Source organism: Streptomyces lunaelactis, from assembly GCF_003054555.1.
Classification (GTDB): Bacteria; Actinomycetota; Actinomycetes; order Streptomycetales; family Streptomycetaceae; genus Streptomyces; species Streptomyces lunaelactis.
This window is the reverse complement of record NZ_CP026304.1, coordinates 7912486-7938666: the sequence shown is the minus strand read 5'-3', so window position 1 is coordinate 7938666 and position 26181 is coordinate 7912486. Positions and strand designations below refer to the sequence as shown.

The window sequence follows — 26181 nt, the reverse complement described above, 5'->3', positions numbered from 1 at the left end:
GGCTGCCCCGTCCCCGTGTCCTCCGGTTCCCGCGGGGCTTCGGGCGTACGGGCAGTATGAAGCCTCGGGCGGTGCGAAGCACGTGGTTCGGACATGACCCTGTTGTCCGGCAACCCCGAACTGAGCGGTTTGTCATCGCATCTGCCGCACCAGCAGAAACGCCACCCACCGTGGGCTTGCACGCGCAATCCCCCGCCGTCTCCGCTACGACGCAACACTCAACTCTGCGGTGCGGATGTGAACACCCCGCTCACGCCTGACCAGTTGGCTGATGATCTCCCGTCGCGCCGTCGATGAGCTCGCGCACGATGTCCATATGACCCGCGTGCCGCGTGGTCAGCCGCAGACGTCGTCAGGACACCGGGCCCGCCTTTCTGAGGCGCAGTCGGGTCAACAGGCCGCGACCGTACGGACTTCGGCGTACCGGCATCAGCCGCGGTCCCCTGCGCACCGCCCGCGGGTCGGTCTTGGGAGCGGGCCGTGGTGCGGGACGGCGCTCCCGTGCCTCCCTCAGCGCCTCGGCCAGGCTCACCCGGTGCCAGAGGATCTCGTCCGGGTGGTCCGCGAGCAGCAGCCGCTCCGCCACCTCGTGGGCCGCCGGCGATTCCGGGCGGCCGGGGACGAGTTCGGGCCGGAGCACGCGCAGATAAGAGCGTTCGTACGGATCTGTCGCCACCTCGGCCACCGTGATCGGGTCGAGCACGGAGGCGATCGCCGCAGCGCGCTCCCAAGGGTCTTCGGTGCTGCGCAGCAGCAGTCCGAGCCGTCGGCTCCGCCAGTTACGTGCGCGCCGGTCCTCGCCCGCGTCCAGTACGGCCCGCAGCGCGGCCGGGGTCCTGCCGCTGAGGAGATCGGCGTGGGCGAGAGCGAACTCGCTCACCTCTTCGGCGAGATAGAGCCAGACGACCGCGCGGTAGCGGTTCAGATAGAACCGAACCGGGGTGAAGTGGCCCGTGCGGGCGAGCCGGGCGAATCGCGCGGGGCTGATCGAGATGAGCCGTGCGCCTTCCGCCGCCCCGACGGTCCGCACCCGCTCCCGCAAGGCACCCGGGAACCCCCTGGCCCCACGCAGCCGGTCGATCTCCTGCTGCGCGACCATCGGCGGGCTGCCGCTCGCCCCCGACGTGGTGCGGATATGCCCCAGTTGGAGCGCGAGATCGAGCTCTCCCCGCTTGAGATCCAGAGCCTGTGCGGCCCGGCCGAGTGCCAGGCTTCGCGTCGCCGATTCCTTCACCGTCATGACGGTCTCCCCCGTGAGGTGTGAATACTCTCGGTGACGACCGTAGCCCGACCCACGCACTTTCCGCCCGGCCTGTGGATAACCATGCCTCCACGCTGCCGAGCACGGTTCCCGCAGCTCAGCGGGTGGTGCCGCCCGGCTGCCTGGCGGCGACGCCCAGATGCTCGCCGACCCGGTTGACCATCAGCGTCATCTCGTACGCGACCTGGCCGACGTCGGCCTCCGCCGAGCTGAGTACGCACAGGCAGCTTCCGTCGCCCGCCGCCGTGACGAAGAGCAGCGCTTCGTCGAACTCGACCATGGTCTGGCGCGCCTTGCCCGCACGGAAGTGGCGGCCGGATCCGCGGGCGAGGGAGTGCAGACCGGAAGAAACCGCGGCAAGGTGCTCCGCGTCCTCCCGTGCCAGCCCCGTGCTCGCTCCGGTCACCAGCCCGTCGTTGGACAGCACCAGTGCGTGACGTATGTGCTCGATCCTCTTGGTCAGGTCGTCCAGCAGCCAGTCAAGTCCCTTGTCCAACGGCATGGTGTCGGTCCTCCCCGTTCATACGTTCCCCGTGGCCCCGTTTATTGTCCGTAAGCCTTTCGTACGGGGGACGGCAGGGCAAGGTGCGGCTAGGCCCTAGGCCCTGTCCGGGGCGTGGCCGACCGAATCGAGCAGCCGGGCCGTGTGCATCCGTCCCGCGTACTCGACGAGTCGTACGAGCACCTCCTTTCCGGAATCCCGGTCACGCGCGTCGCACAGCACAACAGGCGTCCCACGGTCGAGGTCGAGAGCGCGTGAGACTTCGTGCGCCCCGTACATACGGGCGTTGGAGAAGCAGTTGACCGCCACCACGAAGGGGATCCGGCGGTGCTCGAAATAGTCGACAGCGGGGAAGCAGTCCACGAGGCGCCGGGTGTCGGCGAGGACGACGGCGCCCAGGGCTCCCTGGGACAGCTCGTCCCACAGGAACCAGAAGCGGTCCTGTCCCGGCGTCCCGAAGAGGTAGAGGGACAGGCCCGAGCGGATGGTGATCCGTCCGAAGTCCATGGCGACGGTCGTCGTGGTCTTCTGGTCGACTCCCCCGATGTCGTCGACCGTGCTGCCCGCCTGGCTGAGTTGTTCCTCGGTACGCAGGGGACGTATCTCACTGACCGCGCCGACCAAGGTCGTCTTGCCCACGCCGAACCCGCCGGCGACAAGGATTTTCAGAGCGAGGGCGGTGGTCTCCCCACCGGTGCTGTCGGAGCTCTCGGAGGCCATGGGTCACTTCTCTCAAGAGTGAGCCTCAAGATATCGAGACCGGCGGTGAATTCGCAGGTCAGGACCGTCTTTGAGGTCTCGGGGCGAGCTGTTTCTCAGCATTGGTACGTGCCAGTAAGCAGTCAGCATGGCAAGCGTGGCCCTGCCTCGAGGGAAGGGATCGCTTTTTGAGCGTTGTGACCGTCAGGGGCCCATTCGATGCCCACTTCTGTAGCGATTAAGCCTGCGCCCACGGCGATTCCCCGCGGCGGGGCACGGTGGATATTCGCTGGCGGACGGGGTCGAGGGTGTCGAGGATCGGATCATGGCCAACTTTCTGGAGACCGAGCGTCTGTCGCTTCGCCCCTTCGGCGAAGCCGACGTGGACCGTCTGCTGGACCTCGACAGCGATCCCGAGGTCATGCGCTTCATCAACGGCGGGCGGCCGACCACTCGGGAGGCTGTCCGGACCGATGCCCTGCCGCGCTTTCTGCATCGCTATCCGTGTATCGGCAACCCTGCTCTCTGGGCAGCCGAGGAACGGACCACGAAGGAGTTCGTCGGCTGGTTCGAACTGCGGCCGCTGGACGAGAACAGTGCGGCCGTGGCCGAACTGGGATACCGGCTCGCCAGAGCCGCCTGGGGCCGCGGCTTTGCGACGGAAGGTTCGCGCGCGCTGATCCGCAAGGGGTTCACGGAGTTCGGCGTGCAGCGGGTGACCGCGAACACCATGACGGTCAATGCCCGTTCGCGGCGTGTGATGGAGAAGGTGGGTCTCACCTACGTCCGGACGTTCTTCGAGGAGTGGCCCGAGACGATCGAGGGTTCCGGGCTCGGGGATGTCGAGTACGCGCTGACCAGGGCCGACTGGGAGCTGAATTCGACGGGTTGACCGGACAGGACCTAGAGAGCTCTCAGTCCCTCGATCACCTCCCTGAGGATCTTCTCGTCGGGCAGCTGCGCGGGCGGTACGGGTCGGCTGACCCGCACGTACCCCGCTTCGAGGAGATCGCCGAGGAGGACGCGTACGACACCGACGGGCAGATCGGCGTCGGCGGCGAGTTCCGCGACGGACTGGGTCTCCGCTCGGCAGAGGGTGAGCAGAGCGCGGTGTTCGGGCCCCAGGAGCGACTCCTCGGCGGAGCCGGGTGCGTCGGCGGCGATGTCGACGAGCGCGATGAGGTCGAACCGTACGTCGCTGGGGCCCGGCTTGGTCCGCCCGCCGGTCATCGCATACGGGCGGACGAGCGGGCCGGCTTCCGCGTCGTACCACTGGCTGCCGCTCACATCGCCGGTATCCGTCATGACCGTCACGTCGCGATGATGCGCGGCGGGGTCCGCAGATGCTCGCCGACACGCTTGACGAGGCGGGCCATCTCGTAGGCGATCAGGCCGATATCGGCGACGACGGAGGTGAGTACGGCGAGGCAGGAGCCGTCCCCCGCGGCCGCCACGAAGAGGAAGCCGTCGTCCATCTCGACCATCGTCTGACGCACGCCCCCGGCGTGGAAGTGGCGGCCCGCGCCCTTGGCGAGGCTGTGGAATCCGGAGGCGACGGCGGCCAGGTGCTCGGCGTCCTCGCGGGTGAGTGCGGTCGATGCGCCCACCGGGAGGCCGTCGTTGGAGAGCACGACCGCGTGGCGGACTTCGGCGACCCGCAGTGCGAGGTCGTCCAGCAGCCAGTCGAGGTCGCCGAAGGGGTGGCGGGCGGCTGACTCGGGCTCGGTCATGCTTCGGCTCCTTCGCTGCCGGGGGCGGCCGTGCCGGGTGCGGCGCCGCCGCCCCGGGTCCAGCCGTTGCGGTACGCCGTCATGCGGTCCCGTACTTGTTCGGGGGTGCGTTCGGGGGTGTGGTCGTCTGCTGCCGGGTCGTCCGGCTCCTCGGCCGGTGGCTCTTCGCGCAGTTGCGGGACGAGGTGCGCCTGCCTGACCCGGCGTGGGAGTTCGCCGTCCTGGGTCTGCGGCGGGGCGCCGCGCAGGCGCAGCGACGTGACGCCGGGCGGGACAGGCGTCTCTGTCTGTGCTTCGAGCACCGGGCGGGGCGCGGCGGCCGGGACGGGTGTGCCGTTGGTACGCGGAACCGGCTCGGTGGCGGCGGCGGGGCGCTTCTCGTCGGCCGGGTCGGGGCGGGGGGCCGGCGGGACGGTGAGGGCGCTCTGCAGGAGTGAGGTCGGCAGGAGTACCACCGCGGTCGTGCCGCCGTACGGAGAGGTACGCAAGTGGACCTTGATCTCGCGGCGCAGGGCGAGCCGGCTGACGACGAAGAGGCCGAGCCGGTCGCTGTCGAAGAGGTCGAGGGCTTCCGACTCCTCCAGTCGGCGGTTGGCTTCGGTGAGCACCTCCTTGCCCATGCCGAGGCCGCGGTCCTCGATCTCGAGGGCGTAGCCGTTCCCGACGGGTTCACCGCTGACGCGCACCTTGGTGTGCGGCGGGGAGAACTGTGCCGCGTTCTCGACGAGTTCGGCCAGCAGATGGGTGACGTCGGCCACGGCCGCTCCGGTGATGGCGGTCTCGGGGAGTTGCCGGACCTCCACGCGCGCGTAGTCCTCGATTTCGGAGACCGCGGCTCGTACGACACTGGTCAGCGGGACGGGCATGCGCCAGGCGCGCCCGGGCGCGGCGCCGGACAGGATGATCAGGCTTTCGGCGTGCCGGCGCATACGCGTCGTGAGGTGGTCGAGGCGGAAGAGGTCGCCGAGTTCGCTCGGGTCGTCGGCGCGGCGCTCCATGGTGTCGAGCAGGGTGAGCTGGCGGTGGACCAGGATCTGGCTGCGGCGGGCGAGGTTGACGAAGACGCCGGAGATGCTGCCGGCGAGTTCGGCCCGTTCGACGGCGGCGCTCAGTGCCGCCCGGTGGACGGTTCCGAGCGCCTCACCGACCTGGCCGATCTCGTCCTGGGCCGCCGGTCCCGGCGGGGCTTCGGCCTGGATGTCGATCTCTTCGCCGGTACGCAACCGGCGCATGGCGTGCGGCAGTTTGTGCCGGGCGATCTCGAGGGCGCTGTTGCGCAGGCTGATCAGTTCCACGACGAGGGCGCGGCCGATGCGTACGGAGATGACCAGGGAGGCGGCGACTGCTGCGAGTCCGAGGAGCACGGCGGCTCCGGCCGGGGTGAGGATGCCGCCGGAGACGGGGTCGGCCCTGTCGGCGGCGACGCGGCGGGCGTCCGTCTCGATGGCGCGCAGCCGGGTGCTGACGGCGGTGTGTGCCGTGTCCCAGGCGGTGGCCGGGACGATCTCCGCCGCCTTGAGGCCGGCCGGGGCGGCGAGCACCTTGTCCTCGGCCGCCTGGAGTTGCCGGTAGGCGCTCTGTGCGGTGAGTTCGCGCCAGGCGGTGCGCTCCGGGCCGCGCAGGTCGGTGGCGGCCGATTCCGCGAGGCTCCTGCGGGTCCAGACGGCTCCGGTGAAGAGCCGCAGCCGTTCGGCGCCGAGGGACCTGGTGAGGTGGGCCGAGGTCAGGAGTGCGTCCTCGCGGGCGAGCATCTCGCCGGACCGGGCGAACTCGAGCAGTACGCGGGCGTCGGAGCCGGGGCCGGTGTCCTGGATGCCGGTGAGCGCGCCGAAGACGCCGAACGCGGCGGTGACGGACCCGGTGTACTGCTCGTAAGTCGCGTCCCAGGTGGCCTTGCGGCCGATGACCGCGGTGCGGAGGGTGCGCAGTTTCTCCACGCGGGTGACGAATTCCGCGAGCCGTCCTGTGACGGCGGCCGGGACGTCACCGCCGGCGACGACCGTGTGCCGGTCGTCGAGGCGCAACCGCTGCACGGCGGCGTCGGTGCGCCGGGCCTCCTGCTGGAGTGCGGCGGCGCGCTCCTGCGACGGGGCGGCCACCTGTCGTACCGCCGCGCGCCGTTCGGCCTGCAGGGCCACGACGGCGTCGCTGACGGGTTCGCGGACCTGGGTGTCGACGCGCTGCAACTGGCGCAGTCGCGAGACGTCCTGGGCGGTGGTGACGGTGGCGAATCCCCAGAGGGCGAGCAGCGAGACGACGGGCACCATCAGCAGGGAGATGATCTTCGCTCGTACGGTCCCGGGGCGCAGCAGCCATCGTTCTCGTATCGGGGCCGGGGGCAGCGGTATGCCCTCCCGCGGTTCCTGTCCGGTGTGTTCGACGGCGGGCGGCCCGGCGTGCGCGCGCCGCCCTCGGGTTGCCACCGGGGGCGCGGGTGGCAGCGGGGCGGGCGTCAGTGCCCGGGTCCTGCGGTGTGCGCATGGCCTCCTCGTTCCGGATACGGGGCTCGGGGTGCCGCAGCCGGGCCGGCTAGGCGGTGGCGTTGGTGGTGATGTTGGTGACGTTGGTGGTGCTCGCGGGACGGGCCGCGGGGGCGGTAGCGGCTGCCGCGGGCACGGCTTCGGCCGGCCGCTCGGCCGAGGTGTAGGCGGCGCGCTCGCGCTCCGTCGGGGAGAGCGCGACAAAGGCCGAGGTGACGAAGAGATAGGACCCGAGGCCGACGGCGAGGGGGAAGATGAACTGCATCGCCGTGGCCCCGGGCAGTTCGCCACCGGACGGCTCGACCTGCACGCTGACCGCGAGCATTCCGGTGTAGTGCATGCTGCTGACCGCCGCTCCCATGACGAGCGAGGCGACGGCGACAGCGATCGGCGACTTGATGTTGAGCGCCGCCCACAGGGCCGCGGTCGCCGCGACCACGGCGATGCCGACGGACAGCGCGACGAGCAGCGGGTCGTAGTGCACGGAGCCGTGCAGTCGCAGGGCGGCCATGCCCAGGTAGTGCATGCTGGCGACGCCGAGCCCGGTGGTGAGGCCGCCGACCAGCAGGGCGGTGACCCGGTCCCGGCCGAAGCCGTAGCCGACGCAGAAGACTCCGGCGCCGACGACCAGCATGGCGACGAGCAGGCTGAGGATGGTCAGCGGCACGTTGTAGCGGATGTCGGTGCCGCGTACGGCGAAGCCGAGCATGGCGACGAAGTGCATCGTCCAGATGCCGGTGCCGATCGCGGACGCGGCGGTGATCAGCCAGTTCCGGCGGGAGCGTCCGCTCGTGCCGAGCGCGCGCACGGTACAGCGCAGCCCGAGGGCGGCGCCGATGACGGCCATCGCGTACGACAGCACGGGTGTCAGCAAACCGAAGGCGGCGTGGTCCAGGTGTCCCATGGCTCAGCGACGCTAGACCCAAAGGGGGCGTGCGCCTGGGGCGCATTTCGAAAGCTGATGGAATATGACAGAGAGAGGTGTCAGAACGATCGTGCCGCGCTCGAACGTGTGCACCGTACGGTCGCCTGATGGCTGAGGGATCATGTCCTCATGGCCGACGACCACACGCATGTGCAGGAATTCTTCAGCGCCCGCGCCGCGGACTGGGACACACGCTTCGCCGGCGACGGTCCGGCCTACGCCGCCGCCGTCGCCGAGCTGGGGCTGCGGCCCGGCGACGCCGTACTCGACGCGGGCTGCGGCACCGGTCGCGCCCTTCCCCCGCTGAGGTCCGCCGTGGGACCGCGGGGCACTGTGCTCGGGGCCGATCTGACGCCCGCGATGCTGGATGCCGCGCTGCGCGCCGGGCGCGGGGGCAGCGGACTGCTGCTGCTCGCCGATGTGGCCCGGCTGCCGCTGCGTACGGAGTCGCTCGACGCGGTGTTCGCCGCGGGCCTTATCGCCCATCTTCCTCAACCCGAGGCGAATGTACGGGAGTTGCGACGGGTGGTGCGGCCGGGCGGGCGGCTGGCGCTGTTCCACCCCATCGGCAGGGCGGCCCTCGCCACCCGCCAGGGCCGGCAGATCAGCGAGGACGATCTGCGCGCCGAGCCCAGGCTCCGCGCCCTGCTGACCGGTTCGGGCTGGCGGCTGACCTCGTACGTGGACGAGGACTCCCGCTTCCTCGCTGTCGCCGTCCGTCAGGACTGAGCGCCTCCCGTTTCGGCCGCTTTGCCACCTCTGTTCCAACTCCGCGCAGGGATGCGAAACTTGGATGATCGGCGGCAGCCGCCGCACTGGGGGAAGGTGGTCCGGGTGTTCAACAGAATCCGCAGGCTCCGCAAGTTCGTCGCGAACCGGCCCGAGGACGTGCCGGTCGTCCGGCCCCCGGCCCGGCAGCACAACATCTTCGAGGCCGCGGCGGTCTATGTGTCGGGGTGCGCGGAGGAGGACCAGGAGCAGATCGACGAGGCGGTGACCTGGGTGTCCCCCGAGGCGCTCAGCTTCGGCGTCAACGAACTGGCCTGCCGCGCGGTCATCGCCCTCGCCCGCGAGCGGGACGAGTCCCCGCAGACCGTGGCACGCAGTCTCCTGGGACTGCCCGCCGCCTGACACCCGGCCTGCCCGCCGCCCGACACCCTGCCCGCCCGCCTGGCACCGGCCGGTCAGACCGGAGCATTTTCCTGCCCTGAGGCACTCGACGACAGGGTTACCCACTGGTTAAGGTGCGCCGACGAACGATCGGGACAGGGAGGGTGCTGTGGGCGGGACGGATGACGCCGTCGACGAGGACGCGCTGTATGTGCTGACCGCAGTGCTGCTGACGCCGGCGCAGTTCCCGAGCGTGCTCGGCGACGACTTCCCGGCCGCGTGCGCGGCGCTGAACCTCGAGCCTTGCGCCGAGGGGTACGGGCTGGTGCTCGGCCAGGACTCCGAGGGCGCCCGGTGGACGGTCGTCGTCGACGATGTGTCGCTGGTCGCCGTCGCGATCGCGTCCTGGGACTGCGGCATGGAGTACGACCTGTCGCCCGGCGAGCGCACGATGATCGCCGCGCTGCCCGGCTGGCCGCTGGCAGTCGCGGTCGCCGCGCCCGGCGTGCCCGCACCGCACGATCCAGCGCCCGAGGAGGGCGACCGGCCGCCGCTGGCGCCGCCCGACCCGGATGGCTGGGGGCCTGCGCAGCGCCGGCTCGGGGCGGACGAGATCGCGCTCCAGTGGGCGCAGTGGCGGCAACAGATCGGCGACGACGAGATGATCGGCGCCTCGGCCACTCCGGACACGTCGGATGTCTCCGGCACGTCCGAGGGCGACCGGAAAGAGGAACCGAAACCGGAACCGAAGGCGGGTCATGCGGGTGTGCGGCGCGCGCTGAAGGAGGCGCGCGAGTATCTGGAGTCGGCCCCGCCGACCGGACGGGTCCGCTCCAGTTTCGCCCCGAACGGAGCGCGGACCCTGCGGGCCGACGGTCCTGGCTGGTCCATGGTCGCCAGGACCGACGACATCGCTTTTGTGCTCCTGGACGACGAGCCGTGCGAGGTGCTGCCGGTGGGCCGGGGACCCGAGCTCCCGGGGCTGCTCGAATCACTCGACAAGATCGCCGTACGCCCCGCCTGAACCGGCCCGAGCAACACCTCGCACCTCGGACTCGAGGCCGGACAGGGCCTAAGCGGTGTCGGGGAAGTCCGGGTGGTTGAAGGTGGGGGCACCCCCGTGTCCGCAGGGCTACGGGGGAGGGCCGAGTCCGGCAAGGCGGAGGATGGGGGTCCCCCCGCCGAAGGCAGGGGGAGAGTCCACGCGGAGCGTCGGCGACTGACGACAACGCAGCCAGGCGACAGCCATCGGCCCGCGAACGCCGCCCGGGCTTCCCCGTGGCCGCTCAGACCCGCTCGAGCGGCCGGTGCGCCCCGGTCGGCAGCTCGACGGTGATCGGGTCGCCGGGCCGGATCACTCCGCCCGCCCTGACGACGCTCATGATCCCCGCCTTGCGTACGATCTCGCCGGCTTCGTCCCTGCCCACGACCTGCTTGAGCAGACCGTCCTGGAAAGCGTCGATCTGCAGGCACGGATTGCGCAGGCCCGTGACCTCCACGACCGCTTCCTCGCCGAGCCGCAGCACCGTGCCCGTGGGCAGTGCGAGCAGGTCGATGCCGCTGGTCGTGATGTTCTCGCCGAGGTCGCCGGGGGCGACCTCGAAACCGGCCTCCGCCAGCTCCGCGAAGAGCTCTTGGTGGATGAGATGGACCTGACGCAGATTCGGCTGGGTCGGGTCCTGCGCGACCCGGGATCGGTGCTTGACCGTCACCCCCGCGTGGACGTCCCCCGCCACCCCGAGTCCGGCCAGCAGCGTGATGCTGTCCCGGTTCGGCTTGGTGAACGAGTACTCGCCGTTGCTGCTGACCGTCGTGACCGCTGCACCCATCACGTGGAGCTCCCCTCTCCCGAACCAGTGATCGTTTCCGACCCTATACCGGCACGGTCAGGGAGCTCCAGTCAGGGAATCCGGCTCAGGGAGCCCCGGTCAGCGGCCGATCTCCTTGCGGGAGATACGGCGGAGCCTGCGGCGCTGGCTGGGGTCAAGTGTCAGATACGCCACCGCCGGCACACCGAGCACCACCAGCAGCGACAGCCAGAAGCCGATCAACGGCCACAGGAGCAGGCCTACGGCCACTCCCCCTATCACGATCTTTGTACGTGTCGACATCTCGACGCCTCCTCCGCGGCCGTGGCCGCTCCTGCTGTGAGAACGCGCGCACGCGCCCCACGGTTCCACTATGCGTCGGCGCGCAGCGGTTCGCCGACCTCGTGCATATGAGTCAGTGCCTGCCGGTACGAGTCGATCAGCCCCGTCTCGGTGTAGGTGACGCCGAGCGAGCGGCAGTGGGCCCGCACCAACGGCTGGGCGAGCCGCAGGTGGGGACGCGGCATGCTCGGGAAGAGATGGTGCTCGATCTGGTAGTTGAGTCCGCCGAGGAACCAGTCCGTGACGAGGCCGCCGCGAATGTTGCGCGAGGTGAGGACCTGCCGGCGCAGATGCCCCCAGCCCTGGCCGCTCTCCTCGTCGGCCATCTCCATCCCCTTGTGGTTCGGCGCGAAGGCCATTCCGAGGTGGAGTCCGAGGAGCATCTGGTGAATGAGCGCGAAGACCACGGCGTGGCCCAGGGCCATGGTGGTCAGCAGCAGGGTGACGTAGGCGGCGGCATGCGCGATGAGCAGCAGGCCTTCGACGGCGCGCTCGCGGGTGGTCTGGCGGGTGCGCGCCTCCTTGGAGAACACGGCCTGGAATCCGTAGATCTTCAGCGCGATGCCCTCGAGGGTGGTCAGCGGGAAGAACAGCCAGGCCTGGTGGCGGGTGAGCCGGCCACGGAAGCCGGCACGGCCCGTGGCCTGCTTCTGCGTGAAGACCAGGATGTCGGCCGCGACATCGGGGTCCTTCTCTATGTGGTTCGGGTTGGCGTGGTGCCGGTTGTGCTTGTCGTTCCACCATTCCTGGCTCATGCCGAGCAACAGGTTGGCGTGGACGAGCTGGATGGCGCGGCTCTTGCGGCGGTCGCCGGTGATCTGCGCGTGTCCGGCGTCATGGCCGAAGAAGGCCGTACGGGCGGACAGGACGGCCAGCAGCGGTGCGAACAGCAGCACCCACCACGAGCCGCCGATCAGGGCCATGCCCGTGATCACGGCGGCGAGGCCGAGAAGATTCACGATGATGCCACGGGCGTACCAGCCTGCGCGGCGCTCGAGGAGACCTTGCTCCCTCACGGTCCGCAGGAGCGGTGCGAAGTCGCTCCCGGCGCCTCGCCGCGCCCCAGCGCCGGGGGCGGGTGGCGCGGGTGCGGGGGCCGCGAGGGTGGCGGTGGCCTGAGGCATGGCTGACTCCGGTCTGTAGGGCCGTACGGCTGCTGTGCGTACCGCGCTGACCTCAGCAAACGTATGTTTCAGTGCCCCTTCGCGACCATGACGCCACCACCCGGACACCTCTGGGGCCAGCCCGTGTCGGGGGGTGGTGCTGGCTCCACCCCGGGCGTCCCATGTGGGTGAGGTCACAGACCTGCCGCCTCCGTCGGGGCTATGGCGTGGGGTACCCTCGGCGATTCCGGTCCGCAGTAGTCAAATTTGAGGAATGCGTCATCGCTGTGCACAGGCTCCCCGCGGCAACGCCCTCCCCGACCACCGAACTCCGTCCCACCAAAGACCGTCCCACCAAAGACCGTCCCGCCGAAGACCGTCCCGCCGACCCTCGTCCCATCGAACCCGCTCTCGGCGAACTCGCCCGCTGCTCCACGGTCTTCCTTCCCGGTGACCCGTCCCGCGCCGGCCGGATCGCCTTCTGGCGTCCCGACGGCGGCGAGCTCCCTGCTCCGCCCCACCCGGCAGCGCGCGGCTCCGTCGAGCCGCTGACCGTCGTCGGGGACGATGCCCGCCCCCGTGCCGTCCCGGCGCTGCTGCTGTCCGTACGGGACGCGCTGCCGGTGCTCACCAGGGCGCGCGCCTCGGCGAACGCCTCCCCGGCCACCGCCTTCTGGGGCGCGGCCACGGTCCTCGCCCTCCAACTCGTCGCACGCGGGCTGCTGCTGCCGGGTCTCACCGCCACCGAACAGGACGCCTGGCGGGTCGGACCGCTGACTCACGAGGACCTGGAGCGGGTGCGGACGCTCGCGGCCTCGATGCCGCCCGCCGCGCACGCCGTGCCCCTGGACGCCACCGCCGATCCCGTTCCGCTCCCGGAACCGGAACGGCTGCTGCGGGCGTTCCTCGACGCGGTGGCCGACGGACTGCCGCGCACGCCCGCGGCGCCGATCGCCGCGGGCGGCCCCGCCTTCGCGGCACGCGAGCCGCAGCATCTGCCCGACCAGCGTGCCTGGGCCGCGGACATCGCGGCAGGAAATGACGCGGGTGTACGGCTCTCCCTGCGCATCGAGCTCCCGGGGCTTGAGCAGGCCGAAACGGAGGGCGTGGGACCTGGCTTCCGTGCCGTCCTGCAGATGCACAGCGTCAGCGACCCGGCCCTCGTAGCGGACGCCGCCGAGGTCTGGGCGGGTGCGAGCCGGGCGGCCGCGGGCGCAGGCCGGTCGGTTCCGGTGTTCGGGCCGCGCGCACGGCTGGACGCCCTGCTGGCGCTGCGTCGCGCCGCCCGCGCCTGGCCCCCGCTCACTCCGCTGCTCCACGCAGCCGTGCCGGACGCGATCGAGCTCGCCGACGAGGAGGTCACCGAGCTGCTCGGCGAGGCGGCCCGGACGCTGGCGACGACCGGTGTCGAGGTCCACTGGCCGAAGGAGATGGCGCGCAAACTCACCGCGCGTGCCGTGATCGGCCCGCCCCACGGCGAGATCGAGGGCAACGGCTCCCGGACGAGGGGCTCGCAGAAGGACGAGTCCGGGCTTCCTTCCTTCCTGTCCGCGGATGCCCTGCTCGCCTTCAACTGGTTGTTCGCGCTCGGCGATCAGCAGCTCACCCGCGCCGAACTCGACCACCTCGCCGAAGCCAACCGCCCCGTCGTGCGCCTGCGCGACCAATGGGTGCTCATCGACCCCGAGGAGGCCCGGCGCGCCCGCGCGAGCCAGGACCGCAAACTGACCCCGGTCGACGCGCTCGGCGCCGTACTGACGGGCTCGGCCGAGGTCGACGGCCGCCGTATCGACGTACAGGCGTCGGGGTGGCCGGCCCGGCTGCGCGACCGGCTCGCCGATCCCGAGGGCGGTCGGCAGGAGATCGGGCAGCCCGCGGCCCTCGCGGCGACCCTGCGCGACTACCAGCTGCGCGGCCTCAACTGGCTGAACCTGATGACCTCGCTCGGCCTCGGCGGCTGTCTCGCCGACGACATGGGCCTCGGCAAGACCATCACGCTCATCTCGCTCCATCTGCACCGGCAGACCGACGATTCGGCCGCGGGCCCCACCCTCGTCGTCTGTCCGACATCCCTGATGGGCAACTGGCAGCGCGAGATCGAGAGATTCGCGCCCGGCACCCCGGTGCGACGCTTCCACGGCGCCTCGCGCGGTCTCGACGCCCTGGCGGACGGGGAGTTCGTACTCACGACGTACGGCACGATGCGTCTTGACGCCGAGAAGCTCGGCGGGGTGGCGTGGGGCATGGTCGTCGCCGACGAGGCACAGCACGTGAAGAATCCGTACTCCGCCACGGCCGGGCAGCTGCGCACCATCGGCGCGAAGGCGCGCGTCGCACTCACCGGCACGCCCGTGGAGAACAACCTCTCCGAGCTGTGGGCCATCCTCGACTGGACCACGCCGGGGCTGCTCGGGAAGCTCGGCACCTTCCGTACGCGCTACGCACAGGCGGTGGAGAGCGGCAACGATCCGGCCACCGCCCAGCGACTCGCCGCGCTGGTACGGCCGTTCCTGCTGCGCCGGCGCAAGTCCGACCCGGGCATCGCGCCCGAGCTGCCGCCGAAGACCGAGACCGACCGGGCCGTGTCGCTGACCACGGAGCAGACAGGTCTGTACGAGGCGGTGGTGCGCGAGACCCTCGCGGCGATCTCGGAGGCCGGCGGCATGGAGCGGCGCGGTCTGGTGGTGAAGCTGCTCACCGCGCTCAAGCAGATCTGCAACCACCCGGCGCAGTACCTGAAGGAGGAGCGGCCGCGTATCCCGGACCGCTCGGGCAAGCTGGAACTGCTGGACGAGCTCCTCGACACCATCCTGGCCGAGGACGCGAGCGTGCTGGTCTTCACGCAGTACGTCCGGATGGCGCGGCTCCTCGAGCAGCATCTGGCGACCCGCGGCGTGCGCACCCAGTTCCTGCACGGCGGCACGCCGATCGCCGAGCGCGAGGCGATGGTGAACCGCTTCCAGGACGGTGAAGTGCCCGTCTTCCTGCTGTCGTTGAAGGCCGCGGGCACGGGTCTGAACCTGACCCGCGCCGAGCATGTCGTGCACTACGACCGCTGGTGGAACCCGGCCGTCGAGGCGCAGGCCACCGACCGTGCGTACCGCATCGGGCAGGACCGCCCCGTGCAGGTCCACCGGCTGATCGCCGAGGGCACCATCGAGGACCGGATCGCCGACATGCTCGCGCGCAAGCGGGAGTTGGCGGACTCGGTCCTCGGCTCCGGTGAGGCCGCGCTGACCGAACTGACCGACGCCGAGCTGGCGGATCTGGTGGAGCTGCGAGGGAGCGGGCGATGAGCTGCAGGGACGAGAATGAGCGGACGTTCGCGGCGCTGCCGCCCGCGCGGGGCCGGGGCTTCGCGCTGACCTGGTGGGGCCGGGCCTGGCTCAAGGCGCTGGAGGACACCGCGCTCGACGGCGAGCAGCTGAAGAAGGGCCGCAGGCAGGCGCGCGAGGGAGCCGTCGGTGCGGTCTCGGTACGTCCCGGGCGGATCACCGCGGTCGTACGGGACCGGGACGGCACCGCCCAGCGCAGCGATGTGCTGCTCCAGGAGCTGAGCGAGGAGGAGTGGGATCGCTTCCTGGACATGGCGGTCGACCGCGCGGGGCATATCGCGGCGCTCCTCGACCGGGAGATGCCGCCGCACCTGGTGGAGGACGCGGCGGCCGCCGGGGTCGAACTGCTCCCGGGCATCGGTGACTTGGAGCCCGAATGCAGCTGCGAGGCGTGGGACCACTGCCCGCACACGGCGGCGCTGTGCTACCAGGTGGCGCGGCTGCTCGACCAGGATCCGTTCGTACTGCTGCTGATGCGCGGGCGCGGGGAGCGCCGGCTGCTGGACGAGCTGCAGATACGGAGCGTGGCGCGGGCGACCGCCGGGGCGCCGGAGGCCGAGGAGGCACAGGAGACGCAGCAGACTCAGGGCGTGCGCGCCGACGAGGTGTTCGCGGCGCGGGACATCCTGCCGCCGCTGCCCGCTCCCCCACCGCTGCCGGGTGAGCCCGGAGCGCCACCCGCCCTGGACACGGAGACCGCTCCGGCGCCGGGGATCGACTCCGCGGCCCTGGAGTTCCTGGCCGCGGACGCGGCGGCGCGGGCGTATCGCGCCCTCTCGGACGCGCTGTCACCCGGGCATGAACAGCAGCCGTTGGAGCCCGAGTTGACGCTCGACCAGGATGCGGTACGGCTGGCGGCAGCGGCCGGCCCGGCGATCGCGGGTCGTCTCGCCACCGGCACCGACCGGCAGCGCGCCGAACTGGACCTGGCCGTACGTGCCTGGCACTACGGCGGCGCTGCCGCGCTCTCGGTGCTCGAGGAGGAGTGGACACCGGAGCCGGAGGCACTCGCACGGGCGCGGACTCTGCTCGCCGAGGCCTGGGAGGAGGCGGACCGTCCACAGCTGCGGGCGGGCGGTTCGGGCCGCTGGACGGTGGTGGGCGCGGAGGCCCAGCTACGGGTGGGCCGTGACGGCCGCTGGTGGCCGTACCGCAAGGAGCGCGGCCGCTGGGCACCGGCCGGTCCGGCGGACCACGATCCGGCGGCGGCGCTGGCGGGGGCGCTGGGCGAGACCGGCTGAACGGCCGGACCGCGTACGCGTGTCCCGGGCGGGGCTCCGCTCCCCCATGTCCGCGACACCAATTGCACCGGTGTCGCCAGATCCGCAAGGAGTGGCTGCCGACGGGAGATCCTCATGGCGGCCTCCACCGCCATCCGCGGACGGTCGCCGCCGTACTTCCCTGACCCCCACCAGGAGAGGTCCCATGGACCGTCGAGGACTGATCCGGGGCGCCGCCGCCGCGGCCGCCACCGGTGTACTGCTGCCCGCCGCCCGCGCACAGGCCGCCGCCCGAGCCGACACCGACCATCCGTCGGCCCACTGGACGCCCGCCACGAGCGTCAACTACACGGTGTCCGACCGCCCTGCGGAGTATCCGGTCCAGTACGTGGTCATCCATGTGACCCAGGAGGCCTTCGCCGACACCATCGGGATCTTCCAGAACCCGGCGAAGCAGGTCTCCGCGCACTATGTGGTCCGCTCGTCGGACGGCTGTGTCGCGCAGTGCGTACGGGAGAGCAACGTCGCCTGGCACGCGGGCAATTGGGACTACAACACGCGCAGCGTCGGCATCGAGCACGAGGGCTGGGTGGACAAGCCGCAGTACTTCACCCACGCGATGTACGAGCGGTCGGCAGCGCTCACCGCCCGGGTCTGCGACCGGTACGGCATTCCCAAGGACCGGGAGCACATCATCGGCCACAACGAGGTGCCGGGCGCCGACCACACCGACCCCGGCCTGTTCTGGGACTGGGTGCGCTATATCCGGCTGGTCAACTTCGCCTGACGCGGGGACGCTTGTCGGTCCTCGCGTATGGGTTCACGATGGGTGAGGGAGGCCGAGTTGAGCGACGCATGGGTGGCCCTGGAGTCCGGCGCGGATCCGGCGGAGCGGCTCGCCGCACTGCGGCGGGCGTACGACGCGTATCTGACGGCGGGCCGGTGGAGCGGCCGGTTCGTTCCGTGGTGGCCGATTCCTGGCGGCGTTCGGCCCGTGCTCATGTCAGCCCGGAGGGTACGGCGGGTGTCGAGCTGGCCGCCGACGACCTGGGGGCGTACCGCGAGAGTCATCCGCTGGCACGGGTGATGCCGCTGGTCCGGGAGCTGATGGGCGCGTACGCCAGGGACGGCGAACATCTGGTCGCGGTCTGCGACGCGAACGGGCGCCTGCTGTGGGTGGAAGGCCCCGCGGCCACCCGCCTCCAGGCCGGCCGGATGAACTTCGTGCCGGGCGCCCGCTGGGCCGAGGCCGCCGCCGGGACGAACGCCCCGGGCACGGCGATCACGGTGGACCGGCCCGTGCAGGTCTTCGCCGCCGAGCACTTCCGGCGGCCGGTGCACCCCTGGACGTGCGCTGCGGCTCCCATCCACGATCCGGCCACCGGGCGGCTGCTCGGCGCGGTGGACATCACCGGTGGTGACCGGCTGGCGCATCCGCACAGTCTCGCGTTCGTCGGGGCGGTGGCGCGGGCCGCCGAGTCGCAGCTCGCGCTGCTCGCCCCACCGCCCGCGGCCGGCTGTGTGCGACTGTCGGCGCTGGGCCGGGACGAGGCGCTGCTGGTGGCCGACGGGCGCAAGGTGCGCCTCAGCCGCCGGCACAGCGAGATCCTCGTGGTACTGGCCCGCCACCCGGAGGGCATCGGCGGCGACGAGCTGCTGGTGGAGCTGTACGAGGACGAGTCGGTCACCCCGGTCACGCTGCGGGCCGAGCTCTCCCGGCTGCGCGGCCTGCTCGGTCCTGAGCTGCTGCGCTCGCGCCCGTACCGGCTCGCCGTGGCGGTGGACGCGGACTTCGACACAGTGGGGCGGCGGCTGGCGTCGGGTGCGGTGACCGGGGCGCTGAGCGCGTACGCCGGTCCGCTGCTGCCGGCCTCTCAGGCTCCGGCGGTGGCCCGGCTGCGCGGCCGTCTGGAGGACCAGCTGCGGGCGGCACTGATCGCGCGCGGGGATCCGGGGCTGCTGGCCGACTGGGCGTACAGCCCGTGGGGCGAGGACGACCTCCCGGTGTGGCGGGCGCTGGCCTCCGTACTGCCCGTACCGCAGCGTCCGGCCGCGCTCGCGCGCGTGCGCGAACTCGACGGCTGGCAGGGTTCGTAGCGGCTGCCGCACCGCGCCGAGCGGGCGGTGTTCGAACATGTGGACAGTGGACAATTCCTGACCCGTCCCGACCCTTTCCTCACCGGATGACGGCTCCCACACTGCGAACACGGCCCGATCTCCTTACTGTCAGTGGGTGGAGCACCACAAGGGCATCCCCCGGCCTGGCCGCTGGCGGGTGCCCCGCCCATCCGAGCCCGGAGGAGCCCCCATGCCGGAGCTGTTCATCGGCGGTAAGTGGACCGCCGCTGCCGACGGGCAGGTTCGTGAGATCCGCTGCCCGGCGGACGGCACCCTGGTCGCGACGGTCGACGAGGCAGGGCCGAAGGACGCCGCCGCGGCGATCGCCGCCGCCCGCGACGCCTTCGACCGCGGACCCTGGCCCGGCACTCCCGCCGCCGAGCGCGGCCGCCTGCTGCTGCGCGTCGCCGACCTGCTGGAACGAGACAAGGACGCACTCGCCCGCGCCGAATCCCTGGACACAGGGAAGCGGCTCGTGGAGAGCGAGTACGACATGGACGACATCGCCAACTGCTTCCGCTACTTCGGCAATCTGACGGCCTCGGGCGGCAGCGACCGGATCGTCGACACCGGCAACTCCGATGCGGACAGCCGAGTGGTGCACGAGCCGGTCGGCGTGTGCGCGCTGATCACTCCATGGAACTATCCGCTGCTGCAGACCGCCTGGAAGGTCGCCCCGGCACTCGGCGCGGGCAACACCTTCGTACTCAAGCCCAGCGAGCTCACCCCGCACACCGCCATGATCCTGATGCGGCTGCTGACCGAGGCCGGACTGCCCGACGGCGTCGCCAACCTGGTGCTCGGCGCGGGCCCCACCGCGGGCGCGCCGCTCAGTGAGGACCCCCGGGTCGACCTGGTCTCCTTCACCGGCGGGCTGGTCACGGGGCGCCGCATCATGGCGGCCGCCGCCCCCACCGTGAAGAAGATCGCCCTGGAGCTGGGCGGCAAGAACCCGAACATCGTCTTCGCCGACGCCGATTACGAAGCAGCGGTCGACTACGCGCTGATGGCGGTGTTCCTGCACTCCGGCCAGGTCTGCTCGGCCGGGGCGCGGCTGCTGGTCCAGGACGAACTGCACGACCGGTTCGTCGACAAGCTGGTGGTCAAGGCTCAGCAGATCCGGCTCGGCGGCCCGTTCGACGAGAACGCCCGCACCGGACCGCTGATCTCCGCCGCGCACCGCGACAAGGTCGAGGCATATGTGGCGGCCGGCCTGGCCGAGGGCGCGGTGCTGCGCTGCGGCGGCGCGCGGCCCAACGACCCGGCCCTGCGGGACGGCTTCTACTACCCGCCGACCGTCCTCGACGAGTGCGCGCCGGGCATGTCCGTGGTGCGCGACGAGTCGTTCGGCCCGGTGCTGACCGTCGAGCGGTTCCACGACGAGGCGGAGGCGGTCGCGCTCGCCAACGACACCGTCTACGGGCTGGCCGGAGCGGTCTGGTCGCAGGACGTCGCCCTGGCGCACCGGGTGGCGTCCCGGCTGCGCGCCGGAACCGTGTGGATCAACGACTTCCATCCGTATGTGCCCCAGGCGGAGTGGGGCGGTATGAAGCAGTCCGGCTTCGGCCGTGAACTGGGCCCGGCCGGACTGGCCGAGTACCAGGAGGCCAAGCACATCTGGCGCAATCTCTCGCCGAGTCCACAGAGGTGGTTCGAATGAGTACGGACGCCGGCCCAGGGCCGGACCCCACAGGCCCCACAGGCCCCGCCGGCGCCGCCCGGACGCAGAGCCAGCACGACGACGACGCGCTCGGCGAGCTCGGCTACAAACCCGAGCTCAGGCGCACCCTCGGCAACTTCCACACCTTCGCCGCCGGGATCAGCTACATCTCGATCCTGACCGGCACCTTCCAGCTGTTCTACTTCGGCGTCGCCTTCGGCGGTCCCGCCTACTGGTGGTCCTGGCCGATGGTCTTCGTCGGTCAGCTGATGGTGGCCCTGTGCTTCTGCGAGCTCGCCGCCCGCTTCCCCGTCGCCGGTTCGATCTACAACTGGGCCAAGAAGATGGGCGGCCCGCACGTCGGCTGGCTCGGCGGCTGGATGATGATGACTGCGACGATGGTGACGCTGTCCGCCGTGGCGCTCGCGTACCAGATCACGCTGCCGCAGATCGACGACTGGTTCCAGTTCGTCGGCGACGGCTCCGGCGAGAACGATGCGGCCGCCAACGCCGTCCTGCTCGGCTCGGTGCTCATCCTCTTCTCCACGGCGATCAACGCCTTCGGCGTCAAACTGATGGCCCGTATCAACTCGTCGGGCGTCTTCATCGAACTGATCGCGGCCGTAGCCCTGATCATCTTTCTCGCGGCGCACATCACCCGCGGCCCGAGCACCGTCCTCACCGACACCTACGGACTGGGTGGCGACCGGACCCTCGGCTACTTCGGCGCGTTCCTGACCGCGTCACTGGCCTCGGCCTATGTGATGTACGGCTTCGACACGGCGTCCTCGCTCGGCGAGGAGTCCCACGATCCGAGCCGCAACGCCCCGCGGGCCATCCTGCGCGCGCTGGTGGCGTCGTTCATCATCGGCGGTCTGATCCTGCTGTTCGCGCTGATGGCCGTGAAGGACCTGGCCGCCGAGGAGCTGTCGACGGTCGGTCTGCAGTTCGTGGTGCTGGACACGCTGGGTTCGACGATCGGCGAGATCTTCCTGTGGTGCGTGGTCGTCGCGATTTCGGTCTGCGTACTGGCGGTGCAAGCGGCGGGCATCCGGCTGATGTTCGCGATGGCACGGGACAACAACCTCCCCGCCGGCTCGGTGCTGGCCAAGGTCAGCCCGCGCTTCAAGACGCCGGTGGTGCCCTCCGTGGTGATCGGCGTGATCGGCGTCGTCATCCTGGTCATCAACATCAACCAGCCGCAGATCTTCTCGGTGATCACGAGCATCGCGGTCATCATGATCTATCTGGCCTATCTGATGGTCACTCTCCCCATGCTGGTGCAGCGGCTGCGGGGCAAGTGGCAGCCCGCCGAAGGGAAGTTCTCGCTCGGCCGGTGGGGACTGCCCGTCAACATCGCCGCCGTGCTGTGGGGCGCGGCCATGTCCTTGAACCTCGCCTGGCCGCGCGCCGAGGTCTACAACGCGACCGGCGCGCAGCACTGGTATCTGCGCTGGGGCGCCTTCGTGTTCATCGGTGTGGTCGCTGTGGGCGGCTTCGCCTACTACTGGTTCGTACAGCGGCACCGTACGGGCGTGCTCGAGGAGCACCGAGCCGTCGTCACGGACGAGCCTCCCGCCGCCAGCCGCTGACTCCCCGAACGACTCCCGAACCTGGAGACGCGATGCCCGCAGAGAGCCCCGTCCACGAGTACGACTATGTGGTGGTCGGCGGCGGCACGGCCGGCGCCGTCATCGCCGCGCGACTGACCGAGGACCCGGCCGTCAGCGTCTGTGTGCTGGAGGCCGGTCCGTCCGACGTCGGCGACGACAACATCCTCCGGCTGGACAAGTGGATGGCCCTGCTGGAGTCGGGCTACGACTGGGACTATCCGGTGGAGCCGCAGGAGAACGGCAACAGCTTCATGCGGCACGCCCGCGCGAAGGTGCTCGGCGGCTGCTCCTCGCACAACTCCTGCATCGCCTTCTGGGCCCCGGCCGAGGACCTCGACGAGTGGGGCGCGCTGGGCTGTACGGGGTGGAGCGCCAAGGACTGCTTCCCGCTCTACCAGCGCCTGGAGACCAATGACGCGCCCGGTGACCACCACGGCCGCTCGGGCCCGGTCACCATCCGTACCGTTCCGCCGAACGACCCGTGCGGTACGGCGCTGCTGGCCGCCTGCGCGGCGGCGGACATCCCCACGACGCCGTTCAACACCGGCACCACGGTGGTGCGCGGCGCCCACTGGTTCCAGATCAACTGCCGTGAGGACGGGACGCGTTCGTCAGCGTCGGTGTCGTATCTGCACCCGGTCCTCGGCAAGCGGCCGAACCTGGAGGTGCGTACGGGGCTGCAGGCCAAGCGGCTGCTGTTCAACGGGACCCGGCGCTGCACGGGTGTGGAGTATCTGGAGCCCGACACGGTTCACAGCGGTACGGTCTCGGCGCGCCGCGAGGTGATCGTCTCCTGCGGTGCCATCGACTCGCCGAAGCTGCTGATGCTCTCGGGCATCGGACCGGCCGAGCATCTGCGGGAGTCGGGCATCGAGGTGCGGGTGGACTCCCCCGGTGTCGGCTCGCATCTCCAGGACCATCCGGAGGGCGTGATCATGTGGGAGGCGAAGCAGCCCATGGTCACCTCCTCCACCCAGTGGTGGGAGATCGGCATCTTCGCGGACACCGAACCGGGCCTGGACCGGCCGGACCTGATGTTCCACTACGGTTCGGTGCCCTTCGACATGAACACCTACCGGCGCGGTTACCCGACTGCCGACAACGCCTTCTGCCTCACCCCCAACGTCACCCGCGCCAGGTCCATGGGCACGGTGCGGCTGCGCACCCGCGACTTCAGGGACAAGCCGAAGGTCGACCCGCGCTACTTCACGCACGAGCACGACATGCGGGTGATGACCTACGGTCTGCGCCTCGCCCGCAAGATCGCCTCGAAGACCCCGATGGCGGAGTGGGCGGGCAAGGAACTCGCTCCCGGCCCGGCGCTCCAGTCCGACGACGAGCTGTTCGGGTACATCCGCGAGACGCACAACACCGTCTACCACCCGGCGGGCACCGTACGGATGGGCGCGGCGGGCGACGTGGACTCGCCGCTCGACCCGCAGCTGCGGGTCAAGGGAGTCACCGGACTGCGGGTGGCCGACGCGTCGGTGATGCCGTTCCTGCCCGCGGTCAATCCGTGCATCACGACGATGATGATCGGCGAGAAGTGCTCAGACATGATCAAGGAGTCCTGACCCTCCCGGCACCGCAACCTGGTTGCAACGTCCGGGCTCCTAGCCTCGCGGCGAGCGCCGTCCAAAGGCGGGCGGCACCCTCACCGGGAGGCCATGGAGATGACCCGATACGCAGCGCCGGGCAGTGACGGCGCGATCGTCTCGTACGAGTCCCGCTACGACCACTGGATCGGCGGCGAGTACGTCCCGCCGGCTCGCGGCGAGTACTTCGAGAACCCGAGCCCGGTCAACGGCCGCCCCTTCACCGAGATAGCCCGCGGCACCGCCGATGACGTCGAACGCGCCCTGGACGCGGCGCACGCGGCAGCCCCTGCCTGGGGCCGCACCTCCGCCGGCGACCGCGCCACGGTCCTGCTGCGGATCGCCGACCGGATGGAGGCTCATCTGGAGGAGCTGGCGGTCGCCGAGAGCTGGGAGAACGGCAAGCCGGTCCGCGAGACCCTGGCCGCCGACATCCCTCTCGCCATCGACCACTTCCGCTACTTCGCCGGTGCTCTGCGCGCCCAGGAGGGCTCGCTCAGCGAGGTCGACGACGACACCATCGCGTACCACTTCCATGAGCCGCTGGGCGTCGTGGGCCAGATCATCCCCTGGAACTTCCCGATCCTGATGGCGACCTGGAAGCTGGCGCCCGCGCTGGCCGCGGGCAACGCGGTGGTGCTCAAGCCGGCCGAACAGACCCCGGCGTCCATCCACTTCTGGCTGAGTCTGGTCGCCGATCTGCTGCCGCCGGGCGTCGTCAACATCGTCAACGGCTTCGGCGTGGAGGCGGGCAAGCCGCTCGCCTCCAGCCCGCGCGTCGCGAAGATCGCGTTCACCGGCGAGACCACGACGGGGCGGCTGATCATGCAGTACGCCTCGGAGAACATCAAACCGGTCACCCTGGAACTCGGCGGCAAGTCGCCGAACATCTTCTTCGACGACGTCTGGGCGGCCGACGACGACTTCCGCGACAAGGCGCTCGAGGGCTTCACGATGTTCGCCCTCAACCAGGGCGAGGTGTGCACCTGTCCTTCGCGGGCGCTGATCCAGCGCGGGCACTACGGCGAATTCCTGGAAGCGGGCATCGCCCGCACCGAGAAGATCGTGCCGGGTCACCCGCTCGATACGGACACGATGATCGGCGCGCAGGCCTCCAACGACCAGCTCCAGAAGATCCTTTCGTATCTGGACATCGGCCAGCAGGAGGGGGCGAAGATCCTGACGGGCGGCCGGCGGATCGAGCACGACGGCGAGTTGGCGGGCGGCTACTACGTCCAGCCCACGATCTTCGAGGGCGACAACCGGATGCGCGTCTTCCAGGAGGAGATCTTCGGCCCGGTCGTCGCCGTCACGTCCTTCGCGGACTTCGACGACGCGATCAGGACGGCGAACGACACGCTGTACGGGCTCGGCGCGGGCGTGTGGACCCGGGACATCAACACGGCCTACCGGGCGGGGCGTGCCATCCAGGCGGGCCGGGTCTGGACGAACTGCTACCACGCCTATCCGGCGCACGCGGCGTTCGGCGGCTACAAGCAGTCCGGCATCGGCCGCGAGAACCACAAGATGATGCTGGAGCACTACCAGCAGACGAAGAATCTGCTGGTGTCGTATTCGCCGAAGAAGCTGGGGTTCTTCTAGACGCACGAAAAAAATGGCGGGAGTGCGGACCGTTTCCTGAGGCGTCGTGGTGCGGGGCGGACTGTGTGTCGGTGCGCCCCGCCCCGATCGTGCGCCAGGAGGCGCGTGCGTCAGAGACACACGCGCCTCAGGTCGTACCGGCCTGCTGGATGCTGTCGCCGCTGTTGCCGATGGCGACGTGGGTGGCGATGCGCCGGAAGGCGTTCATCACGCCGAACATGCTCTTGTTGGACGGCAGGAGGGCCTGAAGGGCCTGGAGCGCAGTGTCTCCCGCCAACTGGGCCTGGAACAAGTCCTTGTAGGCGTTGTAGACCCGCGCCGTGTAGTTTGGCTCCTTCGCCGCGTTCGTCCGGTGGTCGTTGGTGAGGGCGATTGAGGCCAGGTCCATCAGATAGCAGTCGATCAGGTCGGTGACGTCCTGGGCCTTGGCACCCTCCTCGCCGGCCTGCGCGTCCTCCGCCAGGATCTTGGCCATTCCCAGGACGATGTCGCGGTAGATCCGGTGCCTTGTGCTGCTGGGGAAGGCGGCCATGATGTGGTCGGCCTGACCCGCACCCTCGGTGCTCATCATCCGCGGCGTCGTCAGATGCGTCAGCCCCGGAACGGTCAACGGAACCCCCGCGAACATCCCCTCCTCGTCAGGAATGCCCGCGTCCCGCGAGGCCAAGGGGTGCAGACCAATCTCGTGGGCCAGCATCCCCATGATGTAACCGATGTCGTACTTCTCGAAGTAGTAACTGGCAAGGTTGATGTCCACACCGGCATCACCACGGTCTGTCACATCGGCCGGAGTCTCCGTCGTACGGAGGTGCAGGGTGATCCGGACAAGGCGGTCGCCGACGTAGTCACGGATCGTGTCGTGCTTCCGCAGCAGCTCGATGATGCGGACCGCCTTGTCGCGGTACCCCTCGTTCGTGTGCTTCAGGTTGGTGAACTCGAAGTTCCCCGACTTGAAGGGGATGAGGACCGGCTCCGGTGCTGCGGGCGTCGTATTCGGGTTCTGCTCGGTGCCGGTGTCGGTGTCGGTGTCGGTGTCGAGGGCAGTCTGGGGCGTGCCTCGCCGGTGTTGCCGCCGGTC

The 26181-nt window shown here is 70.6% G+C and carries 22 protein-coding genes and 1 pseudogene; 12 read left to right on the top strand and 11 right to left on the bottom strand.

All coding sequences use genetic code 11. The annotated features are described in order from the left end of the window. Positions 1-352: 352 nt before the first annotated feature. The 3 genes from SLUN_RS36275 to SLUN_RS36265 form a co-directional block, all read right to left on the bottom strand. Complete coding sequence (locus SLUN_RS36275) at positions 353-1240, bottom strand: DUF6397 family protein (protein ID WP_108154109.1); 888 nt, start codon at positions 1238-1240, stop codon at positions 353-355. Between the two features lie 118 nt (positions 1241-1358). Next, entirely contained in the window at positions 1359-1763 is a 405-nt protein-coding gene (locus tag SLUN_RS36270) for a roadblock/LC7 domain-containing protein (protein WP_108154108.1), read from the bottom strand. Positions 1764-1859: 96 nt separating this feature from the next. Beyond that, entirely contained in the window at positions 1860-2483 is a 624-nt protein-coding gene (locus SLUN_RS36265; protein WP_108154107.1) for a GTP-binding protein, read from the bottom strand. Between the two features lie 304 nt (positions 2484-2787). Here SLUN_RS36265 and SLUN_RS36260 point away from each other — a divergent pair, with 304 nt between their 5' ends. After that, on the top strand, positions 2788-3354 hold the full coding sequence (locus SLUN_RS36260) for a GNAT family N-acetyltransferase (protein ID WP_108154106.1): 567 nt from the start codon (positions 2788-2790) through the stop codon (positions 3352-3354). A gap of 11 nt (positions 3355-3365) precedes the next feature. On the opposite strand, the gene SLUN_RS36255 is transcribed toward SLUN_RS36260, so the two are convergent. The 4 genes from SLUN_RS36255 to SLUN_RS36240 all read right to left on the bottom strand — a co-directional run bounded on the left by SLUN_RS36255 (position 3366) and on the right by SLUN_RS36240 (position 7576). Further along, positions 3366-3767, bottom strand: a complete 402-nt coding sequence (locus SLUN_RS36255; RefSeq protein WP_108155143.1) for a DUF742 domain-containing protein — start codon at positions 3765-3767, stop codon at positions 3366-3368. A gap of 5 nt (positions 3768-3772) precedes the next feature. Beyond that, positions 3773-4192 (bottom strand): roadblock/LC7 domain-containing protein, encoded by a 420-nt coding sequence (locus SLUN_RS36250; protein ID WP_108154105.1) that lies wholly within the window; start codon positions 4190-4192, stop codon positions 3773-3775. Then, positions 4189-6459 carry a sensor histidine kinase gene (locus SLUN_RS36245; protein ID WP_108155142.1) on the bottom strand — a complete coding sequence of 757 codons (2271 nt, stop codon included), beginning with the start codon at positions 6457-6459 and terminating at the stop codon, positions 4189-4191. Before SLUN_RS36245 ends, SLUN_RS36250 begins: the two co-directional genes overlap by 4 nt. A gap of 262 nt (positions 6460-6721) precedes the next feature. After that, a complete protein-coding gene (locus SLUN_RS36240; protein ID WP_108154104.1) occupies positions 6722-7576 on the bottom strand; it encodes an MHYT domain-containing protein in 855 nt (284 codons plus the stop codon). Between the two features lie 150 nt (positions 7577-7726). On the opposite strand from SLUN_RS36240, the gene SLUN_RS36235 reads away from it, so the two are divergent. From SLUN_RS36235 to SLUN_RS36225, 3 genes are all read left to right on the top strand, one after another. Then, entirely contained in the window at positions 7727-8326 is a 600-nt protein-coding gene (locus SLUN_RS36235) for a class I SAM-dependent methyltransferase (RefSeq protein ID WP_108154103.1), read from the top strand. A 105-nt stretch (positions 8327-8431) separates the two neighbouring features. Beyond that, positions 8432-8728, top strand: coding sequence for a hypothetical protein (locus tag SLUN_RS36230; RefSeq protein WP_108154102.1), 297 nt, complete (start codon positions 8432-8434; stop codon positions 8726-8728). 148 nt (positions 8729-8876) lie between these two features. Next, a complete protein-coding gene (locus SLUN_RS36225; RefSeq protein WP_108154101.1) occupies positions 8877-9731 on the top strand; it encodes a hypothetical protein in 855 nt (284 codons plus the stop codon). Positions 9732-9993: 262 nt separating this feature from the next. Here the strand turns inward: SLUN_RS36225 and SLUN_RS36220 are convergent, their stop codons facing one another. The 3 genes from SLUN_RS36220 to SLUN_RS36210 form a co-directional block, all read right to left on the bottom strand. Then, a complete protein-coding gene (locus SLUN_RS36220; RefSeq protein ID WP_108154100.1) occupies positions 9994-10536 on the bottom strand; it encodes an MOSC domain-containing protein in 543 nt (180 codons plus the stop codon). Between the two features lie 99 nt (positions 10537-10635). Further along, on the bottom strand, positions 10636-10818 hold the full coding sequence (locus SLUN_RS36215; RefSeq protein WP_108154099.1) for a tail-anchor membrane protein: 183 nt from the start codon (positions 10816-10818) through the stop codon (positions 10636-10638). Between the two features lie 68 nt (positions 10819-10886). Next, complete coding sequence (locus tag SLUN_RS36210) at positions 10887-11981, bottom strand: fatty acid desaturase family protein (RefSeq protein ID WP_108154098.1); 1095 nt, start codon at positions 11979-11981, stop codon at positions 10887-10889. A 161-nt stretch (positions 11982-12142) separates the two neighbouring features. On the opposite strand from SLUN_RS36210, the gene SLUN_RS36205 reads away from it, so the two are divergent. The 8 genes and pseudogenes from SLUN_RS36205 (at position 12143) to exaC (ending at position 25103) form a co-directional block, all read left to right on the top strand. Further along, complete coding sequence (locus tag SLUN_RS36205) at positions 12143-15256, top strand: SCO1167/SCO6262 family helicase (protein ID WP_217505165.1); 3114 nt, start codon at positions 12143-12145, stop codon at positions 15254-15256. Beyond that, positions 15253-16536 (top strand): SWIM zinc finger family protein, encoded by a 1284-nt coding sequence (locus SLUN_RS36200; RefSeq protein WP_108154097.1) that lies wholly within the window; start codon positions 15253-15255, stop codon positions 16534-16536. Before SLUN_RS36205 ends, SLUN_RS36200 begins: the two co-directional genes overlap by 4 nt. A 184-nt stretch (positions 16537-16720) precedes the next feature. Beyond that, positions 16721-17302 carry an N-acetylmuramoyl-L-alanine amidase gene (locus SLUN_RS36195; RefSeq protein WP_108154096.1) on the top strand — a complete coding sequence of 194 codons (582 nt, stop codon included), beginning with the start codon at positions 16721-16723 and terminating at the stop codon, positions 17300-17302. 27 nt (positions 17303-17329) lie between these two features. Further along, positions 17330-18612 (top strand): annotated as a pseudogene (locus SLUN_RS36190) (winged helix-turn-helix domain-containing protein). A gap of 211 nt (positions 18613-18823) precedes the next feature. After that, on the top strand, positions 18824-20293 hold the full coding sequence (locus SLUN_RS36185) for an aldehyde dehydrogenase family protein (protein ID WP_108154095.1): 1470 nt from the start codon (positions 18824-18826) through the stop codon (positions 20291-20293). After that, positions 20290-21885, top strand: a complete 1596-nt coding sequence (locus tag SLUN_RS36180; RefSeq protein WP_108154094.1) for an APC family permease — start codon at positions 20290-20292, stop codon at positions 21883-21885. Before SLUN_RS36185 ends, SLUN_RS36180 begins: the two co-directional genes overlap by 4 nt. Before the next feature lie 32 nt (positions 21886-21917). After that, on the top strand, positions 21918-23480 hold the full coding sequence (locus tag SLUN_RS36175; protein ID WP_108154093.1) for a GMC family oxidoreductase: 1563 nt from the start codon (positions 21918-21920) through the stop codon (positions 23478-23480). A gap of 99 nt (positions 23481-23579) precedes the next feature. After that, positions 23580-25103: an acetaldehyde dehydrogenase ExaC gene (gene exaC / locus SLUN_RS36170; protein ID WP_108155140.1), complete on the top strand. Its 1524-nt coding sequence runs from the start codon at positions 23580-23582 to the stop codon at positions 25101-25103. 127 nt (positions 25104-25230) lie between these two features. Here exaC and SLUN_RS36165 read toward each other — a convergent pair whose 3' ends face one another. Further along, the gene (locus SLUN_RS36165; protein ID WP_108154092.1) at positions 25231-25860 is read right to left on the bottom strand and encodes a hypothetical protein; all 630 of its coding nucleotides are present in this window, start codon (positions 25858-25860) and stop codon (positions 25231-25233) included. Positions 25861-26181 lie beyond the last annotated feature (321 nt).